21 protein-coding genes are annotated in these 22881 nt (G+C 62.5%); 14 read left to right on the top strand and 7 right to left on the bottom strand.

All coding sequences use genetic code 11. The features are described from left to right. Positions 1 to 240: 240 nt before the first annotated feature. The 5 genes from C8K44_RS07940 (at position 241) to C8K44_RS07920 (ending at position 3052) form a co-directional block, all read left to right on the top strand. Positions 241 to 777 carry a TIGR00645 family protein gene (locus C8K44_RS07940; RefSeq protein ID WP_109575236.1) on the top strand — a complete coding sequence of 179 codons (537 nt, stop codon included), beginning with the start codon at positions 241 to 243 and terminating at the stop codon, positions 775 to 777. Between the two features lie 152 nt (positions 778 to 929). After that, positions 930 to 1541, top strand: a complete 612-nt coding sequence (locus C8K44_RS07935; protein WP_109575235.1) for a LysE family translocator — start codon at positions 930 to 932, stop codon at positions 1539 to 1541. 183 nt (positions 1542 to 1724) lie between these two features. Continuing rightward, the gene (locus C8K44_RS07930) at positions 1725 to 2204 is read left to right on the top strand and encodes a GNAT family N-acetyltransferase (RefSeq protein WP_109575420.1); all 480 of its coding nucleotides are present in this window, start codon (positions 1725 to 1727) and stop codon (positions 2202 to 2204) included. Positions 2205 to 2346: 142 nt separating this feature from the next. Continuing rightward, on the top strand, positions 2347 to 2640 hold the full coding sequence (locus tag C8K44_RS07925; protein ID WP_109575234.1) for a GYD domain-containing protein: 294 nt from the start codon (positions 2347 to 2349) through the stop codon (positions 2638 to 2640). A gap of 121 nt (positions 2641 to 2761) precedes the next feature. Then, entirely contained in the window at positions 2762 to 3052 is a 291-nt protein-coding gene (locus tag C8K44_RS07920; RefSeq protein ID WP_109575233.1) for an HlyU family transcriptional regulator, read from the top strand. Positions 3053 to 3183: 131 nt separating this feature from the next. Here C8K44_RS07920 and C8K44_RS07915 read toward each other — a convergent pair whose 3' ends face one another. From C8K44_RS07915 to C8K44_RS07900, 3 genes are all read right to left on the bottom strand, one after another. Further along, positions 3184 to 4806, bottom strand: coding sequence for an ABC-F family ATP-binding cassette domain-containing protein (locus tag C8K44_RS07915; protein ID WP_109575232.1), 1623 nt, complete (start codon positions 4804 to 4806; stop codon positions 3184 to 3186). A 172-nt stretch (positions 4807 to 4978) separates the two neighbouring features. Beyond that, a complete protein-coding gene (locus C8K44_RS07910) occupies positions 4979 to 7465 on the bottom strand; it encodes a PIG-L family deacetylase (protein ID WP_109575231.1) in 2487 nt (828 codons plus the stop codon). A 325-nt stretch (positions 7466 to 7790) separates the two neighbouring features. Next, complete coding sequence (locus tag C8K44_RS07900) at positions 7791 to 8399, bottom strand: TetR/AcrR family transcriptional regulator (protein ID WP_109575229.1); 609 nt, start codon at positions 8397 to 8399, stop codon at positions 7791 to 7793. Positions 8400 to 8468: 69 nt separating this feature from the next. Here C8K44_RS07900 and C8K44_RS07895 point away from each other — a divergent pair, with 69 nt between their 5' ends. Next, entirely contained in the window at positions 8469 to 8894 is a 426-nt protein-coding gene (locus C8K44_RS07895; protein WP_109575228.1) for a VOC family protein, read from the top strand. Positions 8895 to 8962: 68 nt separating this feature from the next. Here C8K44_RS07895 and C8K44_RS07890 read toward each other — a convergent pair whose 3' ends face one another. Beyond that, a complete protein-coding gene (locus C8K44_RS07890; RefSeq protein ID WP_245417415.1) occupies positions 8963 to 9295 on the bottom strand; it encodes a hypothetical protein in 333 nt (110 codons plus the stop codon). Positions 9296 to 9838: 543 nt separating this feature from the next. On the opposite strand from C8K44_RS07890, the gene C8K44_RS07885 reads away from it, so the two are divergent. Both C8K44_RS07885 and C8K44_RS07880 read left to right on the top strand, forming a co-directional pair. Continuing rightward, the gene (locus C8K44_RS07885; protein ID WP_109575226.1) at positions 9839 to 12001 is read left to right on the top strand and encodes a right-handed parallel beta-helix repeat-containing protein; all 2163 of its coding nucleotides are present in this window, start codon (positions 9839 to 9841) and stop codon (positions 11999 to 12001) included. Between the two features lie 107 nt (positions 12002 to 12108). After that, on the top strand, positions 12109 to 12768 hold the full coding sequence (locus C8K44_RS07880) for an isoprenylcysteine carboxylmethyltransferase family protein (protein ID WP_109575419.1): 660 nt from the start codon (positions 12109 to 12111) through the stop codon (positions 12766 to 12768). Between the two features lie 6 nt (positions 12769 to 12774). On the opposite strand, the gene C8K44_RS07875 is transcribed toward C8K44_RS07880, so the two are convergent. Beyond that, on the bottom strand, positions 12775 to 13020 hold the full coding sequence (locus tag C8K44_RS07875; RefSeq protein ID WP_245417414.1) for a DUF333 domain-containing protein: 246 nt from the start codon (positions 13018 to 13020) through the stop codon (positions 12775 to 12777). A 200-nt stretch (positions 13021 to 13220) separates the two neighbouring features. Between C8K44_RS07875 and C8K44_RS07870 the strand changes: the two genes are divergently transcribed. Both C8K44_RS07870 and C8K44_RS27890 read left to right on the top strand, forming a co-directional pair. Next, the gene (locus tag C8K44_RS07870; protein ID WP_109575224.1) at positions 13221 to 13607 is read left to right on the top strand and encodes a DUF1801 domain-containing protein; all 387 of its coding nucleotides are present in this window, start codon (positions 13221 to 13223) and stop codon (positions 13605 to 13607) included. A gap of 113 nt (positions 13608 to 13720) precedes the next feature. Beyond that, complete coding sequence (locus C8K44_RS27890) at positions 13721 to 14371, top strand: DUF930 domain-containing protein (protein WP_245417413.1); 651 nt, start codon at positions 13721 to 13723, stop codon at positions 14369 to 14371. 56 nt (positions 14372 to 14427) lie between these two features. On the opposite strand, the gene rpoD is transcribed toward C8K44_RS27890, so the two are convergent. Both rpoD and dnaG read right to left on the bottom strand, forming a co-directional pair. Beyond that, the gene (rpoD, locus tag C8K44_RS07860; RefSeq protein WP_109575223.1) at positions 14428 to 16449 is read right to left on the bottom strand and encodes an RNA polymerase sigma factor RpoD; all 2022 of its coding nucleotides are present in this window, start codon (positions 16447 to 16449) and stop codon (positions 14428 to 14430) included. 324 nt (positions 16450 to 16773) lie between these two features. Then, entirely contained in the window at positions 16774 to 18717 is a 1944-nt protein-coding gene (gene dnaG / locus C8K44_RS07855) for a DNA primase (protein WP_109575222.1), read from the bottom strand. A 197-nt stretch (positions 18718 to 18914) separates the two neighbouring features. Here dnaG and C8K44_RS07850 point away from each other — a divergent pair, with 197 nt between their 5' ends. The 4 genes from C8K44_RS07850 to C8K44_RS07835 all read left to right on the top strand — a co-directional run bounded on the left by C8K44_RS07850 (position 18915) and on the right by C8K44_RS07835 (position 22774). Then, positions 18915 to 19211: a BrnT family toxin gene (locus C8K44_RS07850; protein ID WP_109575221.1), complete on the top strand. Its 297-nt coding sequence runs from the start codon at positions 18915 to 18917 to the stop codon at positions 19209 to 19211. Further along, the gene (locus C8K44_RS07845) at positions 19174 to 19509 is read left to right on the top strand and encodes a BrnA antitoxin family protein (protein ID WP_109575220.1); all 336 of its coding nucleotides are present in this window, start codon (positions 19174 to 19176) and stop codon (positions 19507 to 19509) included. The genes C8K44_RS07850 and C8K44_RS07845 overlap by 38 nt, the downstream gene beginning before the upstream one ends. 296 nt (positions 19510 to 19805) lie before the next feature. Next, entirely contained in the window at positions 19806 to 21470 is a 1665-nt protein-coding gene (locus C8K44_RS07840; protein WP_109575219.1) for a Na/Pi cotransporter family protein, read from the top strand. Between the two features lie 140 nt (positions 21471 to 21610). Then, a complete protein-coding gene (locus C8K44_RS07835) occupies positions 21611 to 22774 on the top strand; it encodes an amidohydrolase (protein ID WP_109575218.1) in 1164 nt (387 codons plus the stop codon). Positions 22775 to 22881: the final 107 nt, after the last annotated feature.

The following is a 22881-nucleotide window of genomic DNA, read 5'->3' as shown; positions in this document are numbered from 1 at the left end:
AAGCCAAAGGGCGCCGGTAACAATCACGCGATCACCCTGCTTTGGCCATTGAATCGCTGGATTTTGATGCCACTTTGTGGGTGACGTGGTTCCCTGCCCCGTCCATCTCCGGCGTTTCAGGAGATCAGGCCCGGCCGAATCCCCCCTCCAGCGGCCGGGCCTTGTTTTATCCCGCGAGCTGTTGCATTCGTTCGGCTCAATCAATCACAAATTCTCCAATCGCAAAATTTCGGACGTCTCATGAAACGCCTCGAACACGCTGTCGAATCCATCATTCTTGCCTCGCGCTGGCTGCTCGTGGTGTTTTATCTCGGCCTCGCCGTAGCGCTCGGCGTCTACGCCTTGTCATTCGCCAAGAAGCTCTACGAGTTCATTCTCAAGGTGATGGTGCTCGACGACACCGACATCATCCTCAAGGTTCTCGGCCTGATCGATGCCGCCCTTGTTGCTTCGCTGGTGGTGATGGTCATCATCTCCGGCTACGAGAACTTCGTCAGCCGCTTCGACAATCATGATGGCGAGGTCCATTGGCTTGGCACCATCGACATCAGCTCGCTCAAGATCAAGGTCGCCTCGACGATCGTCGCAATCTCGTCGATCCACCTGCTCCAGGTTTTCCTCAACCATCAGCAATACACGTCCCAACAGCTGATGTGGCTGACCATCATCCACCTCACCTTCGTGCTATCGGCACTGCTGCTGGCCTATATCGACCGCCTCACGGGCCTGACGAAGGGTGACAAAAAGGCCGTCGCCCAAGACGGTCCGAACATCTGAGTTCTATCGCAGCTCGAAAAACGGCAAACCGGTTTTCCAGCTGCGTAGTCTCGGACTGTTGAAAGACAATTGCCCCCCGCTGGCGATTTTCGGGTGGCTTCCACCAAGCATCGCCATGCATTATGGTCGCTTCTTCTTGAGGGAGGGCGACCATGTCGATTGAATTCCTGCTGACCACGCTCATCATCGTTGCTTCACCAGGAACCGGCGTCGTCTATACCCTCGCCGCGGGACTTTCGCGCGGCGGACGCGCAAGCGTACTCGCCGCTTTTGCCTGCACGCTCGGCATCGTTCCGCACCTGATCGCAGCACTGACCGGCCTCGCCGCACTGCTGCACACCAGCGCCCTGGCCTTCGAGATCGTCAAATATGCCGGCGTCGCCTATCTGCTCTACATGGCCTGGCAGAGCCTGCGCGAGCATGGCGCCCTCAAGGTCGACGACAAGGCCGATCCGCGCAGCGCGCGCCAGGTACTGGTCGACGGCGTGCTGATCAACGTGCTCAACCCCAAGCTGTCGATCTTCTTCGTTGCCTTCCTGCCGCAGTTCATCGCCCCAAATGAGCCGCATGTGCTCACCCGCATGCTCGAACTCTCCGGCGTGTTCATGCTGGCGACCTTCGTCATCTTCGCCATCTATGGCCTGTGCGCCGCAGCCGTTCGCGACAAGATGACGGGCAGCCCGCGTGTCATGACCTGGATGCGCCGCAGCTTCGCCGCCGCATTCGTCATGCTTGGCGCAAAGCTCGCGCTGACCGAGCGCTAAGGCCGCATCGGGCCGGCCTTGCCCGATTTCCTGGCGTGGGCTTTAGTCGGATTTGCTGACCGGCGCATCGGCCCGAAGATTGGAATCGGTTTTTGGAAAGCGCGATGCGTAGGTTCAAGGACATTGAGCGTCTTTTCGCGTCCATGTGGACGCGTGGCGCTCCAAACGATGCGAGCGCAAGACATGCAGTTTCGAATTGGCCTGGAGGATCCGGCAACCCCGGAGGTGATCGCCCTTCTGGACGAAGGTGATGCCTATGGCGCATCGCTCTATCCGGCCGCAAGCAACCACTTCCTGCCGCTCGAGGCATTGCGCGCACCGAATGTGTGGTTTGTGGTTGCCCGCAACGAGCAAGGCGAGGCGGTAGGCACCGGCGCGCTGGCCCTGACCGAGGGCTGGGCCGAACTGAAGCGCATGTGGGTGGTGCCGGCGGCGCGCGGCAAGGGGCTTTCGAAGGCTATCCTTTCCGATCTCGAAGCCCGGGCACGCGATGCCGGCATTGCGCTGATCAGGCTGGAGACTGGCGTCGACAACCACGAGGCACTGGCGCTCTACGCTCGTACCGGCTTTTCGCGCTGCGGGCCGTTCGGCGACTACTCGGCCGACCCGCTCAGCGTGTTCATGCAGAAAGAACTTGGCACCGGCGGCTCCTCGACTGCCTGATCGCCAGCGACAGCACCGATTTCCTTGCCGGAATGCCGGCAGGAGAGGATACTCCCCTTCCGTGGATGCATTGAGGGCGATGACCCGGATGCCCGCCCCGGCGGCTTGCGCCGTGCTCCGTGGCGCCGGAGGGAGATGTGCCATGACGAGTTACATTGTGCTGATCAACTGGACCGACCAGGGCGTGCGCGACGTACGTTCATCGCCCAAACGGCTCGATGCGGCCAAGAAGCTGCTCGGAGAGATGGGCGGCTCGTTCAAGCAGTTTTACCTGACCATGGGCGAATACGACATGGTGGCGATCGCCGAGGCGCCCGACGACGCGGTGGTGGCACGCTTTGCCCTGATTTTGGGCCAAGGCGGCAATATACGGACGCGCACCCTGAAGGCGTTCCCTGAACTTGCCTATCGCGAAATCATCGCCTCGCTCGGCTAGGACGGCATGTGAAATCCAGGGCGCACGCATCTCACGTGCGCTCTGGTCGCGCTGAACTCGAAACGCCTCGACTGTATCAGCACAAGCGGCTAAGTTTCGGAAAAACAACGGGAAGAACCAGATGTCGTTTCTGAAGAGGCTTTTTGGCGGTGGCGGCGGCGCGGCGGAAACGTCAGCGCCTACGGTTGCCAAGGAGATCGAATACAAGGGCTTTGCCATCAAGGCGATGCCCTACAAGGAAGGCGGCCAGTTCCAGACCTGCGGCGTGGTTTCCAAGGATGTCGGCGGCACGGTCAAGGAACACAAGTTCATCCGCGCCGACCGTTTCGCGGCACTCGACGACGCCGTCGAAGTCTCGCTGACCAAGGGCCGGCAGCTGGTCGACGAACAAGGTGAGCGCATGTTCGGCTGAGGCCGATTGGCAAGCCGCGCGAGGGATCGCGCATGCTCCTGAAAACCGAAATCGATTTCGGGGCCATGCGCCAAAGTCTCAGAGCGTCATTTGCGCCGTCCAACGGGACGCTCAGCGCCTCGCTTCCCGCCTCAGCTCCTGAGGCCCGGTGCTTCCTGGCCGGTGCGCTCGACATATTCCGTATAGCCGCCGCCATAGGTGTGGATGCCGTCGGGCGTCAGTTCCAGCACGCGATTGGAAAGGGCCGCCAGGAAGTGGCGGTCGTGCGAAACGAACAGCATCGTGCCCTCATACTGCGACAGCGCCGTGATGAGCATCTCCTTGGTGGTGATGTCCAAATGGTTGGTCGGCTCGTCGAGCACCAGGAGGTTCGGCGGATCAAACAGCATGATCGCCATCACGAGCCGCGCCTTTTCGCCTCCCGAAAGCACCCGGCATTTCTTTTCGACGTCATCGCCGGAAAAGCCGAAGCAGCCGGCGAGCGCGCGCAGTGGCGCCTGGCCAGCCTGCGGGAAGGTGTCTTCCAACTGCTGGAACACGGTGCGGTCGCCATCGAGCAGGTCCATGGCGTGCTGGGCGAAGTAGCCCATCTTGACGCTGGGTCCCCGCGCGACCGTGCCGTCGTCGGGCTTGGAGGCGCCGGCCACCAGCTTCAGCAGCGTCGACTTGCCCGCGCCGTTGATGCCCATGATGCACCAGCGCTCCTTGCGGCGAACCTGGAAATCAAGGCCTTCATAAATGGTCTTGCTGCCATAGCGCTTGTGCACGTTCTTGAGCGTGACCACGTCCTCGCCCGAACGCGGTGCCGGCTGGAACTCGAATGACACCGTCTGGCGGCGCTTGGGCGGCTCGACCTTGTCGATCTTGTCGAGTTTCTTGACGCGGCTTTGCACCTGGGCGGCGTGCGAGGCGCGCGCCTTGAAGCGCTCGATGAAGGCGATTTCCTTGGACAGCATGGCCTGCTGTCGCTCGAACTGTGCCTGCTGCTGCTTGTCGGCCAGCACGCGCTGCTGCTGGTAGAATTCGTAGTCGCCGGAATAGGCGGTCAGCGAACCGCCGTCGATCTCGACCACCTTGTTGACGATGCGGTTCATGAACTCGCGGTCGTGGGAGGTCATCAAAAGCGCGCCGTCATAGCCCTTGAGGAAGGCTTCGAGCCAGATCAGGCTTTCGAGATCAAGGTGGTTGCTCGGCTCGTCGAGCAGCAGAGCGTCGGGGCGCATGAGCAGGATCTTGGCGAGTGCTACGCGCATCTTCCAGCCGCCGGACAGCGCGCCGACATCGCCGTCCATCATCTCCTGCGAGAAGCCAAGACCATCGAGCACTTCGCGCGCCCGGCCGTCGAGCGAGTAGCCGTCGAGTTCCTCGAAGCGCCCTTGCACCTCGCCATAACGCTCGATGACCTGGTCCATCTCGTCGGCGCGATCGGGGTCGACCATCGCGGCTTCCAATTCGCGCATCTCGGCGATCATCGAACCGATCGGGCCAGCACCGTCCATGACTTCCGCCACAGGGCTGCGGCCAGCCATGTCGCCGACATCCTGGCTGAAATAGCCGATGGTGACGCCGCGATCGACGGAGACCTGGCCCTCGTCGGGCTGCTCCTGACCAGTAATCATGCGGAAGAGCGTTGTCTTGCCGGCACCGTTGGGGCCGACGAGGCCGACCTTCTCGCCCCTTTGGAGCGCTGCGGAGGCCTCGATAAACACGATCTGCTTACCGTTCTGCTTGCCGATATTTTCGAGACGAATCATGTTTTGTAGGACCCAGAGGATTTGTCGGGTCACTACGTCATCGGTTGCGCCCGTAAAAGAGTTCGCTCCTAAAGCATCCGGTGCCTTGGCGCGCAAGGGCTAGCGATGTCACAGGCGCCCAAACTTGGTGGTGGGAAGGCCCCGGCAGAGCGCCGGGGCCCTTGATCATCGTTTATGCCGGCTGCACCAGATTGGCGAGCAGGCGGAAGGCGCCGGGCACCAGCTTGTCGAGCTGATGGTGCAGCACAAGGCTGGTATGGGTGTGGCGGCCCTTGCCGATCTCGGCCGAAAGCAGCGAACCGTTGAGCTTGTCTTCGCCCTTGTCGCTCATTGCCAGAAGCGGCTTGTAGGCCTTGTCCCATTCGGACGCGAAATAGAGCCCGCGTTCCTTGTCCCAATTGGCCCAGTCTTCCGGCCCGATCTTGTTGGGGCGGTTGAGCAGCTTGTGTTCGGGTTCGAGGATATCGACCTCTGCATTGGCGTCGGTGACGCGGTAGCGGATCGAGGGCGAGCCGATCTTGAGGAACAGCGGCGGCACTTTCTCCGCATCCCAGCCATCGCTCGGGCGATGGTAGAGCGTGACCAGATGGCCGCCATCCTTGACCCATTCGTGCAGCTCGGGCACCGCCTTGGCGAGGTCCTCGCGCTTGCCGAAAGCGAAGATGCCGACGACGATGGTCTTGAGATCGCGGTAGGTGCCTTGCTCGACGTCGGCGGGGCTAAGCTCCACGACATCGATGCCGAGCCGCTTCATCCACAGCCCGACCTTATCGTTGCCGCCGCTGATGTAGCCGACCTTCAGCCCGGTAAGCTCCGCGCCCACTGTCTGCACCGGAACCGACACTTTCGTCGGCACGACGGAGCGGCCGATATGCGGATAGGTGAAGGTGTTGATCGCATAGGCGTCACTGCCGAGCAGCTTGGGCTCGATGGCAAAGCGCGTTTCGCCGGGCTTTGCAGGTGGCTGCAGGTCGAAGGTGCCCGAATTGTCCGACGCTTCGCCTGATGGGTTCAGAGCCCAGCCCTCGGGCAAGTCGATCTTGAGGTCGCCGACCTTGGCGTTGGTGACTGTCGCGGTCATGGCGACAGGCGCCAGATCGGCGGCCGTGTTGAACACCACCGCGTCGGGCTTCAGCTCCAGCGAGGCCGAGGGAAGAACCCTCAGTGCATCTTCCAGATCGACATCCAGCACCGCCGACCGGTCACCGATCTTCACGGTCAGCCGCACGAAGGCGTCACCATTGCCGCCGAGCGGGTCGAACTGCTCGGTCAGCGGATTGGTGAGCTCGGCGTCGCTTGCCACCGACAGCTGGTCGTTGCTGGCGCTCAGGCCCTTGCGGGCGATGATCTCGGCCTTCTCCACCACCACGCTTTCAGGGGCTTCGACCAGCGTCTTGATGGTGATGGTGTCGCCCGGCTTGAGGTCCGCACCTTCTGTGAAGGCCCTGATATGCATGCCCGAGGCGGTTGCCAGGACCAGATCGACCTCGCGCGCCTTGCGTTCGAGGCGATGGGCGACGAGCGCGCGGAACTCTTCAGGCAGTTGCTTGCGCGCTTCATCGATGGCCTTGCCGATTTCGACAGCCTTGTTGACCACCACCACCGGGTCGCCATAGTCGGCAATCGCTTCGTCGATCAGGCCTTGTGCGTTGCGCAGCGCATCGGCGAGGGAAGCAGGCATGCCGTCCATGCCGGCAATGTCGCCGACCGTGGCGATCAGGCCATCGCGGATGTCGACCTCGTTCGTCGCCCGCTCGCCTTGGGCGACGCGCGCCAGGTGCAGCTGCCATTCGGTCTTGGGTTCAGCGCGCCATTTGCCCATGCCCTGGGTCAGGTGGCACGACCGCGACCACTCGCCCATCTGTGGGAAGGTGGCGCCCGAGATCTTGTCGCGTTCAGGCGCCTTCACCGTCAGCGTCGTGGGCGGCGGCGGTGTTTCGTCGTCATATACCCCGCCACCACCGCCATAAGCGGGGGAATAGATCTTTGGCACGTCCCATGGGTCGAGGCCGGCGGCGATCTGCTCGGGATACTCCTTTGCATTGCCGGAAATGTCCGCGGTGATGAAGGTCGCAACGACGGCGGCCCGGTGCTGGCCGTGCTGGCCTGGCACGTCGAGGAAGCAATTCATGACGATGTCGGGCTTGTACTGGCGGAACGCCCAGGTCATGCGCTCGACAACGCGGTCACGACCCCAGCGGTCGATCGTGTCGTTCGGGTCCTTCGAGAAGCCGAAATCGTGCACCGAATCGGAATGGCCGCGACCGCCGAAGGCGAGCGAAGCGTCGAGCGACCGCGATGCTTCCTGCATTTCGCGGGTGCGCAACACGCCAAGAACCGACCCACGCTCGGCACCAATGCTGTTCTGGCCGCCCTCGCCGCGGGTGATGCAATAAAGAACCGGCCGGATGCCGTAGACATGGCGCAGTGCCGCAAGCAGGCCGCTCGGCTCGTCGTCAGGATGCGCGCCGGTGGTCATGAAGGTAAGCGTCGAGGTCAGGCGCTCCAGGCGGCGATGAAGGGTCACGATTGCCGGCTCGAGCTTCTGGCGGGCAATGAGCTCGAGGTCGGAAGCGGGCGCGGCGTGCGCTGCGGTGCGCATGGCCAGCAAGGCGGGCGGCAGCGATGCGATAAACAATCGCCGGGTCATCGTCGTCATGAAGATCTCCTCTCGTGATCAGGCGGCGCCTTTAGGTGGCAACTCCCTCCCCTGGGCGCCTCCGCCAGCCTCCAGGGGCCAGCCAAGCAGACTATGGCCACCCAAATAAAATAACTCAAGTAAGTTTATGTATTTGAGCAGATGCTGTTTGAAGAGGAGCGTCGGGTCGAGGAAGACCTCGTTTGCGCACCGATTGCCTTGCTGGACAGCGGCTTCACGCGGCCCGACTTGTCGTGGCGCGCGCAGATACCCGCCAAAGCTCGGCGCGCCCTGGCCTGCCATCGGCGAGGAACTGGATCAAAAGGATCTGGCGAGGCGAAATCGCTTACGCAGGCTGCGGCGACTGCTTCATCAGCCCGTCGATGAGTGCGGCAATCACCGCGAGTTGGTCGTCAAAAGGCGCGCCTGCGTCGACCGCCAGTGCCGCGCGGTCGAAGGTGGCCGCAAGCAGGCCGGTGAGTGCATCAAGCGGCAGCTTGCGCATGGCCCCAGCACGCATTGTCGTCGCAAGGCCCTCGCGCAAAGTGCGGTTACCATGGCGATCGTCGACGGCGTCCATGCCGGTGCGGCCGAGCACCGCCGGGCCGTCGAGCAGCAGCAGACGCGTCCGCCCGGCAACCTGCATCGCCCGGAGATACGCTTCGGTGCCGGCCAGGAGCGCTTCGCGTGCGCCGAGTGCCACTGGCGCGGCGCGTTCGACTTCTTCGGCGACGGCGTTGGCCTCCTGCTCGACCACGGCCTCAAACAGCGCCTGCTTGTCGGCGAAGTGGTGATACAGCGCGCCGCGCGTCACCCCTGCCGCCGCCACGATCTCGGGCGTTCCCGTTTCGGCATAGGATTTTTCGGTGAACAGCTTTCTGGCGGCCGCGATCAGATCGCCACGCGTCGCCTCGGTGCGGTCTCGGTTGGAGCGGCGCAGGTTTCTCTCTTGCATACATGCAGCCTGTATGTTATTTCACATTTGCATGCAGACTGTATGTTAATTGAGGAGCAAAGGAAAGCCATGAAAACGACCAGCTACTATCCCGTTCTGATGACCGGCGACGTTGCCGGTACCGCCGCTTTCTATGTCAAGCACTTCCGCTTCGCGTATGAGTTTGACGCCGGCTGGTATGTCCATCTGCGATCGACGGAAGACAAGCGCGTCGATCTCGCCATCGTCCAGGGCGACCACGAGACCATCCCCGAAGAGGGACGCGGACGGGTTGCCGGCCTGCTGATCAATTTCGAGGTCAAGGATGTCGATACCGTGCATGAGCGGCTTGTCGCGGAGGGCCTGCCAATCCTGCGGTCGCTGCGCGACGAAGACTTCGGCCAACGCCACTTCATCACCAGGGATCCCAACGGTGTGCTGATCGACGTCATCACGCAGATTCCGCCAACCCCCGAGTTCCTGGCGATGTATGTGCCGGATCGGGTTGACGCCTGACGCAAACGAAAACGGAGGCGCCGCGAGGCGCCTCCGTCGAAGTTCCGCCGGGCTTGCGGCCGGCAGGCTCAGTCCTGGACATAGCAACGCTTGCGGGTTCCGGGCACCGGATCTCCGAAAGTATCGTTGTCGCAATCGACGCCATCGCGAAAAACACCTTCCTCATACTGCCCGATCGTCCCATAGCGGACGCGCTTGCGGCCATAGAAGTCGCAGAATTGGTTCTCGTTCGCGCAAACAACCCACCTTTTGCGGCGAGGTTCGCCATATTCGCCGTCGTCGTAGCCACCCCTGCCGCGCTGCACCACGTAGCACTCCTTGCGAAGGCCCGGTGCCGGGTCGCCGAACACGCGGTTTGAGCAGCGGACCGCCGGCCCGTCGATGAAGCGCGAGGTGGTCATGCCCTGCGCGCCGTAGACGACTTCGGCCGGAAAAGGCAGCCGGCATGTTCCGCCTTCCGACGCGCAACGGATCAGCCGCTGCGCCGAGGCCGGGCTGGGCGTGAGCGTGGATACCAGTGCAGCGAGGCTGCCGATGCAAATGGATGCGATGGCCGTCCGCATCGTAAGAGTGTGGGCGATTGGCACTGCATATGTCCTTGGTTCGTTATGCCGGTCGACTTTTAGAAGTCGCGTCTTGAACGCATGATGAACGCGGCTTTTTAGCGATGGTGGCTTTCATGGCGGCCACCTTCGTACGAAAAACATGCAGCACCTCGACTTCCCCATCCGTTTGCCAAATTGCCGCACGGCACCACACAGCCCGGGTCGGCCTCCAATCCCCCTAGACATACCCCAGCGTCCGCAATGGCTTGCGATCCATTAGAGACATCTTATTGAAATATTAAAGAAATTCCGTCCACAGGCCAGGGTCGTCAATAACTGGACTCTTTTAATCATGTATTGTACCCGGACGTCGTTCAAACGGAATCCCAAGTACCAATCATGAAATTCCCAAGCCTGTTCACAGCGGCGCTGGTCTCCAGCACCGCCCTGTCCTCCCATGCGCTCGCGCAAGCGCAACAGCCCATCCTCGAGCTCGACGGCAACCTCGCTTACGGCCAAGGCACCGGTGGTATCGGCATCTTCATGCCCTTCCTGCTCGACAGCGGCGATGGCGTGTTCTTCGATGCCAGCGGCAGTTTCGTGGAAGGCTCGGCGCGGCAGGCCTCGTTCGGCGCCGGCTACCGCCATCGCACCGAAAACGGCTGGCTGCTGGGCGGCTATGGCTATCTCGATGTCTTCAACAGCGAACGCGGCAACACATTCCATCAGCTGTCCTTCGGCGCGGAAGCCATCGGCAACAGCTTCGAGGCGCGCACCAACGTCTATCTGCCGATGACCGACGCCAAGCAGATCGAAAGCCTCAGCCATGCCTTCATCTCAGGCAACGAACTCAAATTCCGCGCCGGACAAGAGCAGGCGCGCGGCGGAGCGGATGTCGAAGCGGGCGTCCGCATTCCTATCTTCCCCGAAGACATGAAAGCCCAGATGAAGGTTTTCGGCGGCAGCTACTGGTATGAAGGCGACGGCATCGACGACACGCTCGGCGTCAAGGCACGTGCTGAACTGACATTTGCCGGATTGCCCGGCGTTTCCGGGTCGACGCTGGCACTCGGCGCCTCGGTTTCATACGACAACGAGGACCGCACCGAGTTCGGCCTCACCGCGCGGCTGCGCGTGCCGCTTGGCGGCAACAGCAATGGCAAGGCGGCGTTCGACCCGATGTACCAGCGCGTCGAGCGCGCCGACTTCGTGCGCACGCATGCCGGCGCGACAGGTGATGTCGAAGCGGCCGAGTTCGTCCAGGGCGGCAAGGGCGTTGGCAAGGTCGTTTCGATTTCGTCGGCGACCGGGGATGCGACGGCCATCAACGCAGCGCTCACCACCGCCGGCACCAATGCGCTTGTACTGGCCAATGGCAGCATCTCGGTCGGCCAGACGCTGCAACTGGGCGCGGGCCAGCGCATGCTCGGTGGCGGCGGTACAATCGCCGTGCGCGGTGCAAACAGCCGATTTACCGCCGCCTTCCGCAACGACGGTCAAGCAGCGACGCTGACCGGCACCAACGCCGCAGCCAACGTCGTCAGCATGGCCTCGGGCAGCGAAGTCGCAAACCTCGCCATTTCAGGCGGGCTTGCCGCCATTGCCAGCAACGGCGCATCGAACCTTTCGATACGAAATGTCGACATCTCCAAGACCGGCGGCGACGGTATCCGCCTCGACAACGTGGCTGGCGCAACAATCGCGGGCGCGTCCATCCGAGACCTCTACATTTGCGACAACAACACCAACTGCGAATTCGCGGTAGGCCGGCCCAACCTTGCGCCGTTTGCGGCAATCAGCACGCTCGGCACCAGCGGACTGGTGGTGCGTGACACGGTGATCGACAGCGTCACCTACGGCATCTTCGCCGGCAGCCGCATCGACGACAGCGGCTGGCCGCCTGTCATCACCAATTCGGCCAACGGCATCGTCATCGACAACGTCACGATCAGCAAATCGCGGCGAGAAGGCATCCTTCTGGTTGCCGCCGACGACGTGAAGATGAACAAGGTCACCATCGACAATTCCGCCCAGGGGCTCGACATGGACCTTGTGGTGCTTCAGGGCACCTCCAATGTCACCATCACGGACATGACCCTCAAGGGCGGCGTCAACGGGCTCATGCTCGTCACCTCCAGCACATTGCCTGAGGAGGCCATCACCACCAATGTGCGTGTCGACGGTCTGAATATCGAAGGCACCCGAAACGCCGGCATCTTCCTCAATCCGGTTTCAGACATAAGCTTCAAGGACGTCACCGTCACCAATGCCGGCACCTATGGTGCATTCATCTATGGCAGCCAGTGGTCCTTCCTGGGCGGCCCGGTAAAGAACATCGACTTCGGCAACATGCGCGTCGAAAACGCATCCAAGGCCGGCCTCTATTTCTCCGGCCCAGCCGAGAACATCCGCGGCGACGTCACCGTCGTTGGCACTCCGCTCGACTGCCTGGCCGACCAGGGCGCATGGTCGGGCACGTCGCTGACGCAGAGCGGCGGCTCAGTTCTGAAACTCAATGGCAACGAGCTCGTTGCCGGCCAGTTGACGACCATCTGCAAGTGAGCACCTGGCCCTCGCGACATCGGTTGCGAGGGCCAATCCTCCCGTGCACGCGCATCGCCGCTGCGTGATCTCTGCTATAGCTGGTGGCTCTGGAAACGGAGGCCGCCATGATCCCTGCCCCGAGAATCGTCCTGATTGCCGTCGCAGGCACGCTGGTCAGCCTGGGCCTCACCATCCTCGGCGCGGGAGGCACTGTTGCCTACTTCTCCAATCCGGCGCGAACCGCAGCCGCTATCCTCACTGTCGTCTTGCTTGTTGTTGCGCTCTTCAGCGGCGCAAACCTCAGTTCCGGCGAGCACGAAGACCGTTCCAATCGCTGGGTGCTCGCAGCCTTCGGGGTGATCGGCCTGCTCAACGCCTTCTTGCCGGCCTATACCGACCGCATCGGCTTTTGGACCATCGGCGGCGACACCGTCCGGTGGATCGGCGTCATCCTGTTTGCTGCCGGCGGTGTGCTCAGGCTTTGGCCGGTTTTTGTGCTCGGCAACCGCTTCAGCGGGTTGGTCGCCATCCAGCCGGGACACAGGCTGGTCACGACGGGCATCTATTCCGTCATCCGCAATCCCAGCTACCTCGGTCTGTTGGTCAATTCGCTGGGCTGGGCGCTCGTCTTCCGCTCCGGTGCGGGCCTTGTCCTGACCGCGCTGACGGTCCTGCCCCTGCTCGCACGCATCGCGTCGGAGGAACGCTTGTTGCGTACCCATTTCGGCGCAGAGTACGACGCCTATGTCAGCCGCAGCTGGCGTCTTGTGCCCGGCCTCTTTTGAGCTTGATCACTCTTTCGGCGCCACGCATTGCTTGTCGCGGAACAGCGCCCATTCCTCGCAGACGCGTCCATCAGGCTGGTGGCAATAGCCCACCGCGTTGCCGGCGCTGTCCTTGGTGATCTCGGAACGGCCGCCGATATTGCCGCAATAAACCGATGCCGGATTGGCCATGCCGATGGGCTTTTGGACTGGAGCTGCGGCGGCACCGATCAGCACGAATGTAAGTGCGCCAAGGCCCATCGCAGTTTTCACAAGCTGTCGTATCACACCCACCTCAACAAACATGCCCGGGTTTGCCCCGGCTTTTTAAACCATCCTCACCTGTCGAGGAAGCTTCTGGGCTCGTGCGAACGGCTCGGTGCTCGGCATGCCTTCCGGAAAGCTGCGCCGTGGCGAGCGTGGCGTGTCGGACAAGAACGGGATACGCTTTCGGCGCAGGGGAAGACAGCAAGATGATGCGCAAGCACGTTCCGGCGGAGAGCCCGCAGGCCTATGTCGACGCTCTTGACGGCTGGCGCCGCGAGATCGTCAAGGCGTTGTATGAAGCAGCTCGCGCCGGAGGCGACCCCGAGGCGCGCATCAAATGGGGCCACATCGTCTGCTTTTCCAACGGCCCGGTCCTGCTCATCCGTGCGGAAGACGCCCGCGTGCTCTTCGGCTTCTGGCGTGGCAGGCGGCTGCGCGGGATCGAGCCGCGGCTGAAAACAGGCGGCAAGTACGAGCTGGCCACAATGACGTTCCATGAGGGAGACACGGTGGACAAGGCACTTGCCGAACGGCTCGTCCGGGAGGCGGTAGGGTTGAACGCCGATGTGGGCGACCCGACCAGGAGCGCCTAGACGGTCTTCCCGGCCACGCCGAGATAGCCCGCTAGCCGACGGGCTGATGCCCGCCGCCGCAATGGCGCCATAGTGACAGGCGAACCAACCGGCTGCATCTGAAAGCCGGTCGCATGACGCCTGCCGTGAAACTGGAGCCCAGCTGGCTCGCCTCCCTGGCCCTGCATGCCCTGCTGCTGGCGGCCATCCTGCTGTTGCCACGGCCGCACACGTTCAAGGTGCCGGCCGAGGCGGCGGTACCGATCGAACTAGTCGAGCCCGCGCCCGAACCGACGAACGTCCAGTCACCATCCCGACCCGTGGCTCCTGTCGCCCCGCCTGCCGACGGTGCCGCAACCACGCCGGGCCCCGCGGCCTCCGCCGTCCAACGCCCGGCAATGGTCAAGGCACGCGGCTTCTACGCGGCAAAGGTGCTCGCCGACCCGCGCAGCCGCAGCGCCAGGCAAGCGCTCGCAACCTTCGCACCCGACGAGCGGGCCATCCAGCTTTGCAATATAGAAGCCATGGAGCAGATCCATCGGTGGAAGGCCGAACTTCGTCCCGATCTGGTGGCCCCCTATGCAACCGCCAACCTGCGGATCGAAGGCGGCTCCATCCATGCGAAGGGCGGCGCGTTCCGGGCCGGGCAGCGCTGGTTCGGCGTGACGTTCAATTGCGACGTTGCCGACGGGGCTGTCGCAGCTTTCGAGTTCAGCGTCGGCGACGAGATCCCCAAGGGCAGATGGGCTGAATACAACCTCGCCGCCGGCGATCCGGCGGACTAGCCCGAACAAAAAAGCCCGGCTGTGGAGCCGGGCTTTTTTGAACGATGCCGAACAGATCAGCTGTCGAGGAACGAGCGCAGCTTGCGCGAGCGGCTCGGGTGCTTGAGCTTGCGCAGCGCCTTGGCCTCGATTTGGCGAATACGTTCGCGGGTGACCGAGAACTGCTGGCCGACCTCTTCGAGCGTGTGGTCGGTGTTCATGCCGATGCCGAAGCGCATGCGCAGCACACGTTCCTCGCGCGGGGTGAGCGAAGCCAGCACGCGCGTGGTCGTCTCGCGCAGGTTGGCCTGGATCGCCGCGTCGATTGGCAGGATCGCCATCTTGTCTTCGATGAAATCCCCGAGGTGCGAATCCTCCTCGTCGCCGACAGGCGTTTCGAGCGAGATTGGCTCCTTGGCGATCTTCAGCACCTTGCGTACTTTTTCGAGCGGCATGGCGAGCTTTTCGGCCAGTTCTTCCGGCGTCGGCTCGCGGCCGATCTCGTGCAGCATCTGGCGCGATGTGCGGACGATCTTGTTGATCGTCTCGATCATGTGCACCGGAATGCGGATGGTACGGGCCTGGTCGGCGATCGAACGCGTGATCGCCTGCCGGATCCACCATGTCGCATAGGTCGAGAACTTGTAGCCGCGACGATACTCGAACTTGTCCACCGCCTTCATCAGGCCGATGTTGCCTTCCTGGATCAGATCGAGGAACTGCAGGCCGCGGTTGGTGTATTTCTTGGCGATCGAGATGACGAGACGGAGGTTGGCTTCCACCATCTCCTTCTTGGCCATCGCTGCTTCGCGCTCGCCCTTCTGCACCTGATTGACGATCTTGCGGAATTCCAGGATCGAGATCGCCGTCTCGGTGGCGAGGTTCTGGATTTCGGCGCGCAGGTCGCGGATGGCGTCCTTCTCGTTCTTGGTGAACTCCTTCCAGCCACGGCTGGACAGGTTGGCGATCGAGCGCGTCCAGTTCGGATCGAGTTCCGAACCCTGGTACTCGCGCAGGAACTCCTCGCGGCGCACGCCGTAGCTTTCGGCGAGACGCAAGAGCTTGCCTTCGTTCTGCACCAGGCGCTTGTTGATGTCGTAGAGCTGCTCGACAAGCGCTTCGATGCGGGCGTTGTTGAGCGACAGCGACTTCACCGCCGTGATGAGCTGGTCCTTCAGCTCCTTGAGGCGACGGTCCTGGCTCGGCGACAGCGTGCCGGCAGCGGCGAGACGGTTCTCGACCTGCTGGTCCTGCAGCTTGCGCAGCTTCTTGTAGGTGTCGGCGATGACGTCGAGGGTTTCCATGACCTGCGGACGCAGTTCCGCTTCCATGGCAGCCAGCGACAGGCTTGCCTCGTCGTCTTCTTCCTCGTCATCCTCGCCGCGGGTGTCGCCACCCACATTGGTGATGTCGTCTTCTTCGTCGCGGCCGCCGCGGCGCGGCTTTTCGTCGGTCTTTGGCTTGGCGCTTTCATCGACACGCTCGACGATCGGCGCCTGCTTGGCCTCGGGGCCGGCATAGGTCGCCTCGAGATCGATGATCTCGCGCAGCAGGATCTTGGCTTCGTTGAGCTCGTCGCGCCAGATGATGATGGCCTGGAAGGTCAGCGGGCTTTCGCACAGACCGGCGATCATGGTCTCGCGGCCGGCCTCGATGCGCTTGGCGATGGCGATTTCGCCCTCACGCGACAGAAGCTCCACCGACCCCATTTCGCGCAGATACATGCGCACGGGATCGTCGGTGCGGTCGGTCGGCTCTTTCTTGGTCGTGGTGGCTGCAACGGCCGTGCCGGTCTGTTCGGCAAGCTCGTTGGCATCTTCCTCGGCGTCGCCTTCGCTGGCTTCCGCCTCTTCGCCCTGCTCGTCGTCCTCGACCACGTTGATGCCCATATCGGAAAGCATCGACATGGTGTCTTCGATCTGTTCGGAGGTCACTTCCTCCGAGGGCAGCACCGAATTCAGCTCGTCCATAGTGACATAGCCGCGCTTCTTCGCGACCTTGATCATCTTCTTGACAGCGTCATCGGAAAGGTCGAGCAAAGGTCCGTCTGGGGCGCCTTCGCGTTCGGTCTCGACCTCTTCCTTTTCTTTTGTCGCCATTCTTCGCTTTCTCCAGGCGGCCCGTCAGCCGCTTAAACTCTTGGACAGTGCAAATCAGATGCGCTCATCGAACCTGCGCCTGAACTGCCAGTAGCTGTACCTGTGTTAAGTCCAGATTAACCGTGATATCTGTGGCGGAATATCTTCCTGTCCAGTGACAAGCGCCCCAATCCGCATTTTCAGGCCATCGACACGACTGGCGGCCCGGCCGCCGATTAACTTCTCGAATCGACCTGATTCCGTCATTCCGCCGGAAGGTCAAGCGCCTCTCGCATGATTCGCACCAAAAAAGCGAATCAAATACGGGATAATCGGCACGCAGCGTCAGTTACGACCGCTTCGACCCGACGACACCCCGAAGCCTTCGATAAGCGCTTCGGTAGCCTGCACATCGTGAAACTGCGCCTGAATTTCCACCAGATGTCGGTAGTTTTCGTCGGTAGTTTCTGAAGCCAGCGCGGCTTCGGCCTGTTTCAGTTCCTTATGTAAGGTGCGGGCGCTGCGGTGCAAGTGCAACGCCTGCGCGAAGGCGTCGCGGGCATCCTCGATCGCCGCGTCTTCTAGAGCCGTCCATTGCCGGGCGCGCCGCGCCACTGCCACGGCCCGCCCCCACATCTCGGCACAGGCGGCACGTTCGATCGCTGCCACCACCGCCTCGCGCGTATTGGCCTGGCCATGCGCCATGGCGTCAATCAGCACCGAATGCAGTTGCTTGAGCTCGTCGTGATTGAGTTCAAGCCGTTCGACATATTCGAAATTCTCGTCGATCAACGAGGGGTGATTGACCAGCGCCACCACGAGGGCAGCCTCGCGCACCAGCATTGTTCCGCCACCGCGCTTTACCATTGCAGATCGTGTAAGGCTGTCAGTGAAAACTAGCCGGCCGGCTTTGGCGCCCGCGCCGCCCTTGTTCCAATGGCCGCGCTCGCCGCCCTTGTTGAACGAGCCCTTGCCACCGCCGCCCTGCCCTTGCTGGCGGCCGCGCTGATTGCCGAAGTAATTCAGCACCCGTTCGCGCATTTCCTGCTGGTAGTGGTAGCGAACACTCTCGTCCTTGATCCTGCCGGTCAGTTCGCGCAGTGTCTTTTCGAGTTCCGCTCGCCGTTCGGGTGTTTCAAAGATGCCGTGCGACGTCTCGCGCATCCAGATCAGGTCGGACAACGGCCGCGCGGCCGAAAGAACCGTACGGAATGCCTCCGGCCCCTCGGCCCTGACCAGGTCGTCGGGATCCTTGCCCTCGGGCAGCAGCGCAAAACGCGCGGTGTGCCCTGGCGCGACCAGCGGCAACACCATGTCCGCAGCCCGGTACGCTGCCTTCAGACCCGCCTTGTCGCCGTCGAAGCACAACACCGGCTCGCCCGACATGCGCCACAACAGTTCGAGCTGGTTTTCGGTCAGCGCGGTGCCGAGCGGCGCCACGACATTGTCGAACCCGGCTTGGGCGAGCGCGATCACGTCCATGTAGCCTTCGACCGCGATCACCGCCCCGCCCTTTTGCAGCGCTTTGCGGGCACGGGCGAAATTGTAAAGCACGTTGCCCTTGTGGAAGAGCTCCGTTTCCGGCGAATTGAGATACTTGGCCGAAACCTCCGCCGACATGGCGCGTCCGCCAAAGGCGATGATGCGGCCGCGCGCGTCGGGAATCGGAAACATGATGCGGTCGCGGAAACGGTCGTAGGAAACCGGCACGTCCTCGAAGACTGTCAGCCCGCAGGCTTCCATCTGTGCTTTCTCGATGCCCTTGGAGGCAAGGAACTCCTTCAGCGCATTGCGGCTGTCAGGGGCAAAGCCTAGCCGGAACTGCTGCTGCGTCGCCGGAGTGAGCCCGCGATCGCGCAGATAGGCACGCGCCCTCGCACCGTCTGAAGTCTGCAGCCGGTCCTCGAAGAACCCGGTCGCCAGTTCCATGACGTCGTGCAGCGAGGCGCGCTCGCGCTCGCGCCGCTCTTCCTGGGCATCGCGCGCCGGCATCGGCACGCCGGCCATCTCGGCGATGCGCTCGACCGCTTCACGAAAGCTCAGGCCATCAAGCTCGGTCAGGAAGCGGAAGTGGTCGCCCGAAACGCCACAGCCGAAACAGTGGTAGCGGCCCTTGCGGTCCTCGCAGTGAAACGACGGCGACTTTTCGCCGTGGAACGGACAGCACGCCCAAAAATCGCCGCGCTGGGTGTTGGATTTCCTGCGGTCCCAGGTCACGCGCAAGCCGACCACAGCCGAAATCGGCACGCGGTCGCGTATCTCGCTCAAAAATCCATCTGAGAAGCGCATCGGGTCCTGCTTGTTTCATCCAGATATAGGCGCTCGTTCCTTTCGACACGACTCCTATTCACCGCCATGCCCACTGTTCACAGCTTGCCGAATCCGGAATACAACTGTATATACAGAATGCAGTTGCGCTCTATTGTGAGCAATTGAAAGGAGTTCCGAATGTCCAATCGCCCGTCCCATCGGTTAGGAACCTCTAAATGCAATTCGTTGAAAGAGTCGAAATCTCCGACTTCGAATGGGACGAGGAAAAACGCCTAAGGACACTCAAGGACAGACACACCGACTTCGTCGACGCGGCAAACGCGCTTCTACTACCGCATTTGGAACAGCCCTCGAACAGGAATGACGAGGTGCGAACACTAGCCATTTGCCATGCATCCAAACGCATTATTGCAGTGGTCTATACGATGCGCGGCAGCGTGTGCCGCATCATTTCGGTAAGGCCGGCACGGAAAAATGAGCAAGCAACATATCGTCAAATATTCGGCGGATGAGATCCGCAAGAAAATAGCATCTGGCGAAGGCCAGAGCGACTGGGCGCGCGTCGATGCCATGACCGACGCCGAGATCGAAGCAGCGATGCGCATCGATCCCGACTGGGCTGACACCATCGACATCGACTGGTCGAATGCGGTCGCGGTCTACCCCCTTCCCAAGCAGGCTATTTCGATCCGCCTCGACCAGGATGTGGTCGACTTCTTCAAAGACACAGGCAAGGGCTATCAGACCCGCATCAATGCCGTGCTGCGCCACTTTATGATCGAAACCAAGAAAAACAAAAAGGCCAGTTGAGGCGTAAGCCTTCGGCAACCATCCCCACTGTTCACAGCCCTTCCCTCGCAAACATTTCGATTGCGCCGCCCAAAAGTCGCAGCGAAGCCAGTGGCTTTGCCAATCCCCTTCCATATGTACCGGCATATATTACCGACCGCGCATCTTGCGGGCAGTGCACACGTGTGCAATATGGACGAAAAATATTATCCGGCTAATCTAATCGGCATGGCCATGACAGTGATTCGCATGCGCGCCCGGACCATCGCGGTCGCCACCTCGAGCATCCTTCGGTGCACCCCCGTTTGGTGCGCACGATGAGCGGTTCTGTCGTCCTCCTCCACCTCGCCGGTGCGGTCGCCCTTTTGCTGTTCGCCACCCGAATGGTGCGCACCGGCGTCGAGCGCGCCTATGGCGACGTCCTGCGCCACAAGCTGCGCAACACCATGCGCAATCCGATCCTGGCCGTGCTTGCGGGCACGGCCCTCGCGATCGCTTTCCAGAGTTCCACCGCCGTCACGCTGCTCGTTGGTTCCTTTGCCGGTGCCGGCATAGTCAGCGGCATTGCCGGCCAGCTCGCCGTGCGCGGCGCCGAAATCGGCTCGGCCCTGGTCATCAAGATCCTGACCTTCGACCTGTCGCTTTTGGTGCCGCTGTGCCTCGTCGCCGGCACGACCATGTTCTTGGCCACCGACCGCCGCAGCTGGCAGCAGACCGGTCGTATCCTGGTCGGCGTCGGTCTCCTCATCCTGTCGCTGGAAATGGTCGGCCAGGCGTCGGAGCCGTTGCGCGAAAGCAAGCTCCTGCCTGTCATCGTCGACTATTTCGCCGGCGATCCCATTACCGCCTACCTGCTCGCAGCCGTCGTCACCTGGCTGTTCCACTCCTCGATCGCAGCCGTGCTTTTGATCGTGGCCCTTGCCGGCCGTGGCTTCGTTCCACCGGAACTCGGCATTGTTCTGGTGCTTGGCGTCAATCTTGGCAGTTCGATCATCGCACCGTTGCTAACCCGCAACGCCGAGCCGGCCGTGCGCGTCGTGCCCATCGGCAACCTCCTGATGCGTGGCGCCGGCTCGCTGGTCATGCTGGTCGCTTTCTTGTGGATCAAGCCGTCGACGGCACTCCTCGGCTCGACGGTTCCCGACCAGATCATCAACGCCCATATCCTGTTCAACTGCCTGATCCTGGTCGCCGGCATCCCGCTGGCAAAACTAGTCTACAGCGCTTCGGAAAAGATCGTCGCCCTTGGCACCAAGGCGGATCCGGCCCAGGACATGGCGGTCGCCGAACTCAGCGCCCTCAACGAAGCCGCCCTCGACACGCCCTCGCAGGCGCTCGCCAACGCAACGCGCGAAACGGTGCGTGTTTGCGAAACGGTCGAGATCATGCTCCAGCGCATCATCGAGCTTTACGAAAAGCCCGACGCCGACAAGATCAAGGCGCTGGCCTTGCTCGACGACCGGGTCGACCGCAAGCACGCCGCGATCAAGCTCTACCTCGCCAAGGCCACAATCAGGCCGATGACCGAGGACGAGGCGCTGCGTTGCCAGGAACTGCTCGGCGCCTGCGTCAAGCTCGAGCAGGTCGGCGACATCATCGTGCGAAACATGCTTGCCCATGTGCAAAAGAAGCTCGACCGCGGCCTGGAATTCACCCCTGAAGGCTGGCGCGAGCTTTCAAGCTTCCACGCCGTCGTCATGGCCAATGCGCGGCTCGCCTTCAACGTGCTCGTATCGCGCGATGCCCAGACGGCCCGGCAACTGGTGTTGGAAAAGGACCGGCTGCGCGACATAGAGAAGGAAACCAGCCAGCGCCATTTCCTTCGCCTGCGCGACGGCACCATCAAGAGCGTCGAGACCTCGTCGATCCATCTCGACACCATCCGCGACCTCAAGCAGATCAACTCTCTGCTCGCTTCGATGGCCTATCCGGTGCTCGAGGAACAGGGCCTGCTCAGAGGCTCGCGTCTCAAGGCGAGCTGATTGCAGCCGCTTGCGCAGATTGTAATCCCGGAAAAGCGCAGCGCAGCTTATCCGGGACCTTGACCGCTGGCCCCAGCGATTGGCCTTGCCTGCCAACAATGATCTGAGTGAGGCTGCCCCTCCAACAAAGGGATCAGCACATGGCCGCGCTCGACCAGGAAGCCCTCATCGCCGAGATGACCGCATGGCGGCGCGACCTGCACGCGCATCCCGAATTCGGCTTCGAGGAAAAACGCACCGCAGCCTTCGTCGCGACCCAGCTCAGGGCGTTCGGCCTCGACGAGGTCGTCGAGGGTGTCGGCGGAACCGGCGTCGTCGCCACGCTTAGGCGCGGTTCGGGAAACCGCGCCATCGCGCTGCGTGCCGACATGGACGCCTTGCGCATCACCGAACAGGCAAGCCACGGCCATGTCTCGCAAAATCCCGGCGTCATGCATGCCTGCGGCCATGACGGCCACACCGCGATGCTTTTGGGCGCCGCCAGGATGCTCGCCAGCGAGGGCGGTTTCGACGGCACCGTGCGCTTCATCTTCCAGCCGGCGGAGGAATGGGGCAAGGGCGCGCTCGCCATGCTCGATGACGGCCTCATGACGCGCTTTCCCTTCGACGAGATTTTTGGCCTGCACAACATGCCCGGGCTGCCGCTCGGTCATTTCGAGACCCGCCCCGGCCCGATCATGTCGGCGGAAGACAATTTCGAGATCGTGCTGCGCGGCGTTGGCGGCCATGCCGCGCGCCCGCATCTTGGCCGCGAGGTGTTGGTCGCCGCCTGTGCCGTCGTGACCAACCTGCAGACCATCGTTTCGCGCCGGTTGAGCCCGGCAGACATATCGGTGGTCTCGGTCACCGAACTCATCACCGACGGCACCCGCAACGCCCTGCCCGGCTTCGCCCGCATCCTGGGCGACGCCAGAAGCTTCAGGCCCGAGGTCAGCGCCGCGATCGAAAAGCAGATGCGCATCATCGCCGAAGGCACGGCGCTGACCTACAACTGCACGGTCGAGGTGACCTACACCAGGGAGTTCGTGCCGCTGGTCAACGATGTCGATGCGACGGCCGCCGCGGTCGATGCCGCCACTTCGGTGTTCGCCCCCGGTGCGGTCAAAGGCAAAGGCGAGATCGTCACCGCCTCCGAGGATTTCGCCCGCTTCCTCGACCATGTTCCGGGCTGCTTTGCCTATATCGGCAATGGCGAAAGCTCCGCACCGCTGCACAATCCGTCATTCGACTTCAACGACGCCGCCCTGATCCACGGCGCACGCTTCCACGCAGCTATCGTGCGCCACCGGCTGCCGGAGGGGTGAGCCCCGACTTGCGCGAATCGGCGATGCTGGCAACACTCCAGCAAGGCCGTGCAGCCTGCCGCTCGCTCCTCTCGGGATTGGTGAATGCACCACAAATTCTGGTTTTC

The organism is Aminobacter sp. AP02 (genome assembly GCF_003148805.1).
Classification (GTDB): domain Bacteria; phylum Pseudomonadota; class Alphaproteobacteria; order Rhizobiales; family Rhizobiaceae; genus Aminobacter.
This window is presented reverse-complemented; position numbering and strand designations above follow the sequence as displayed.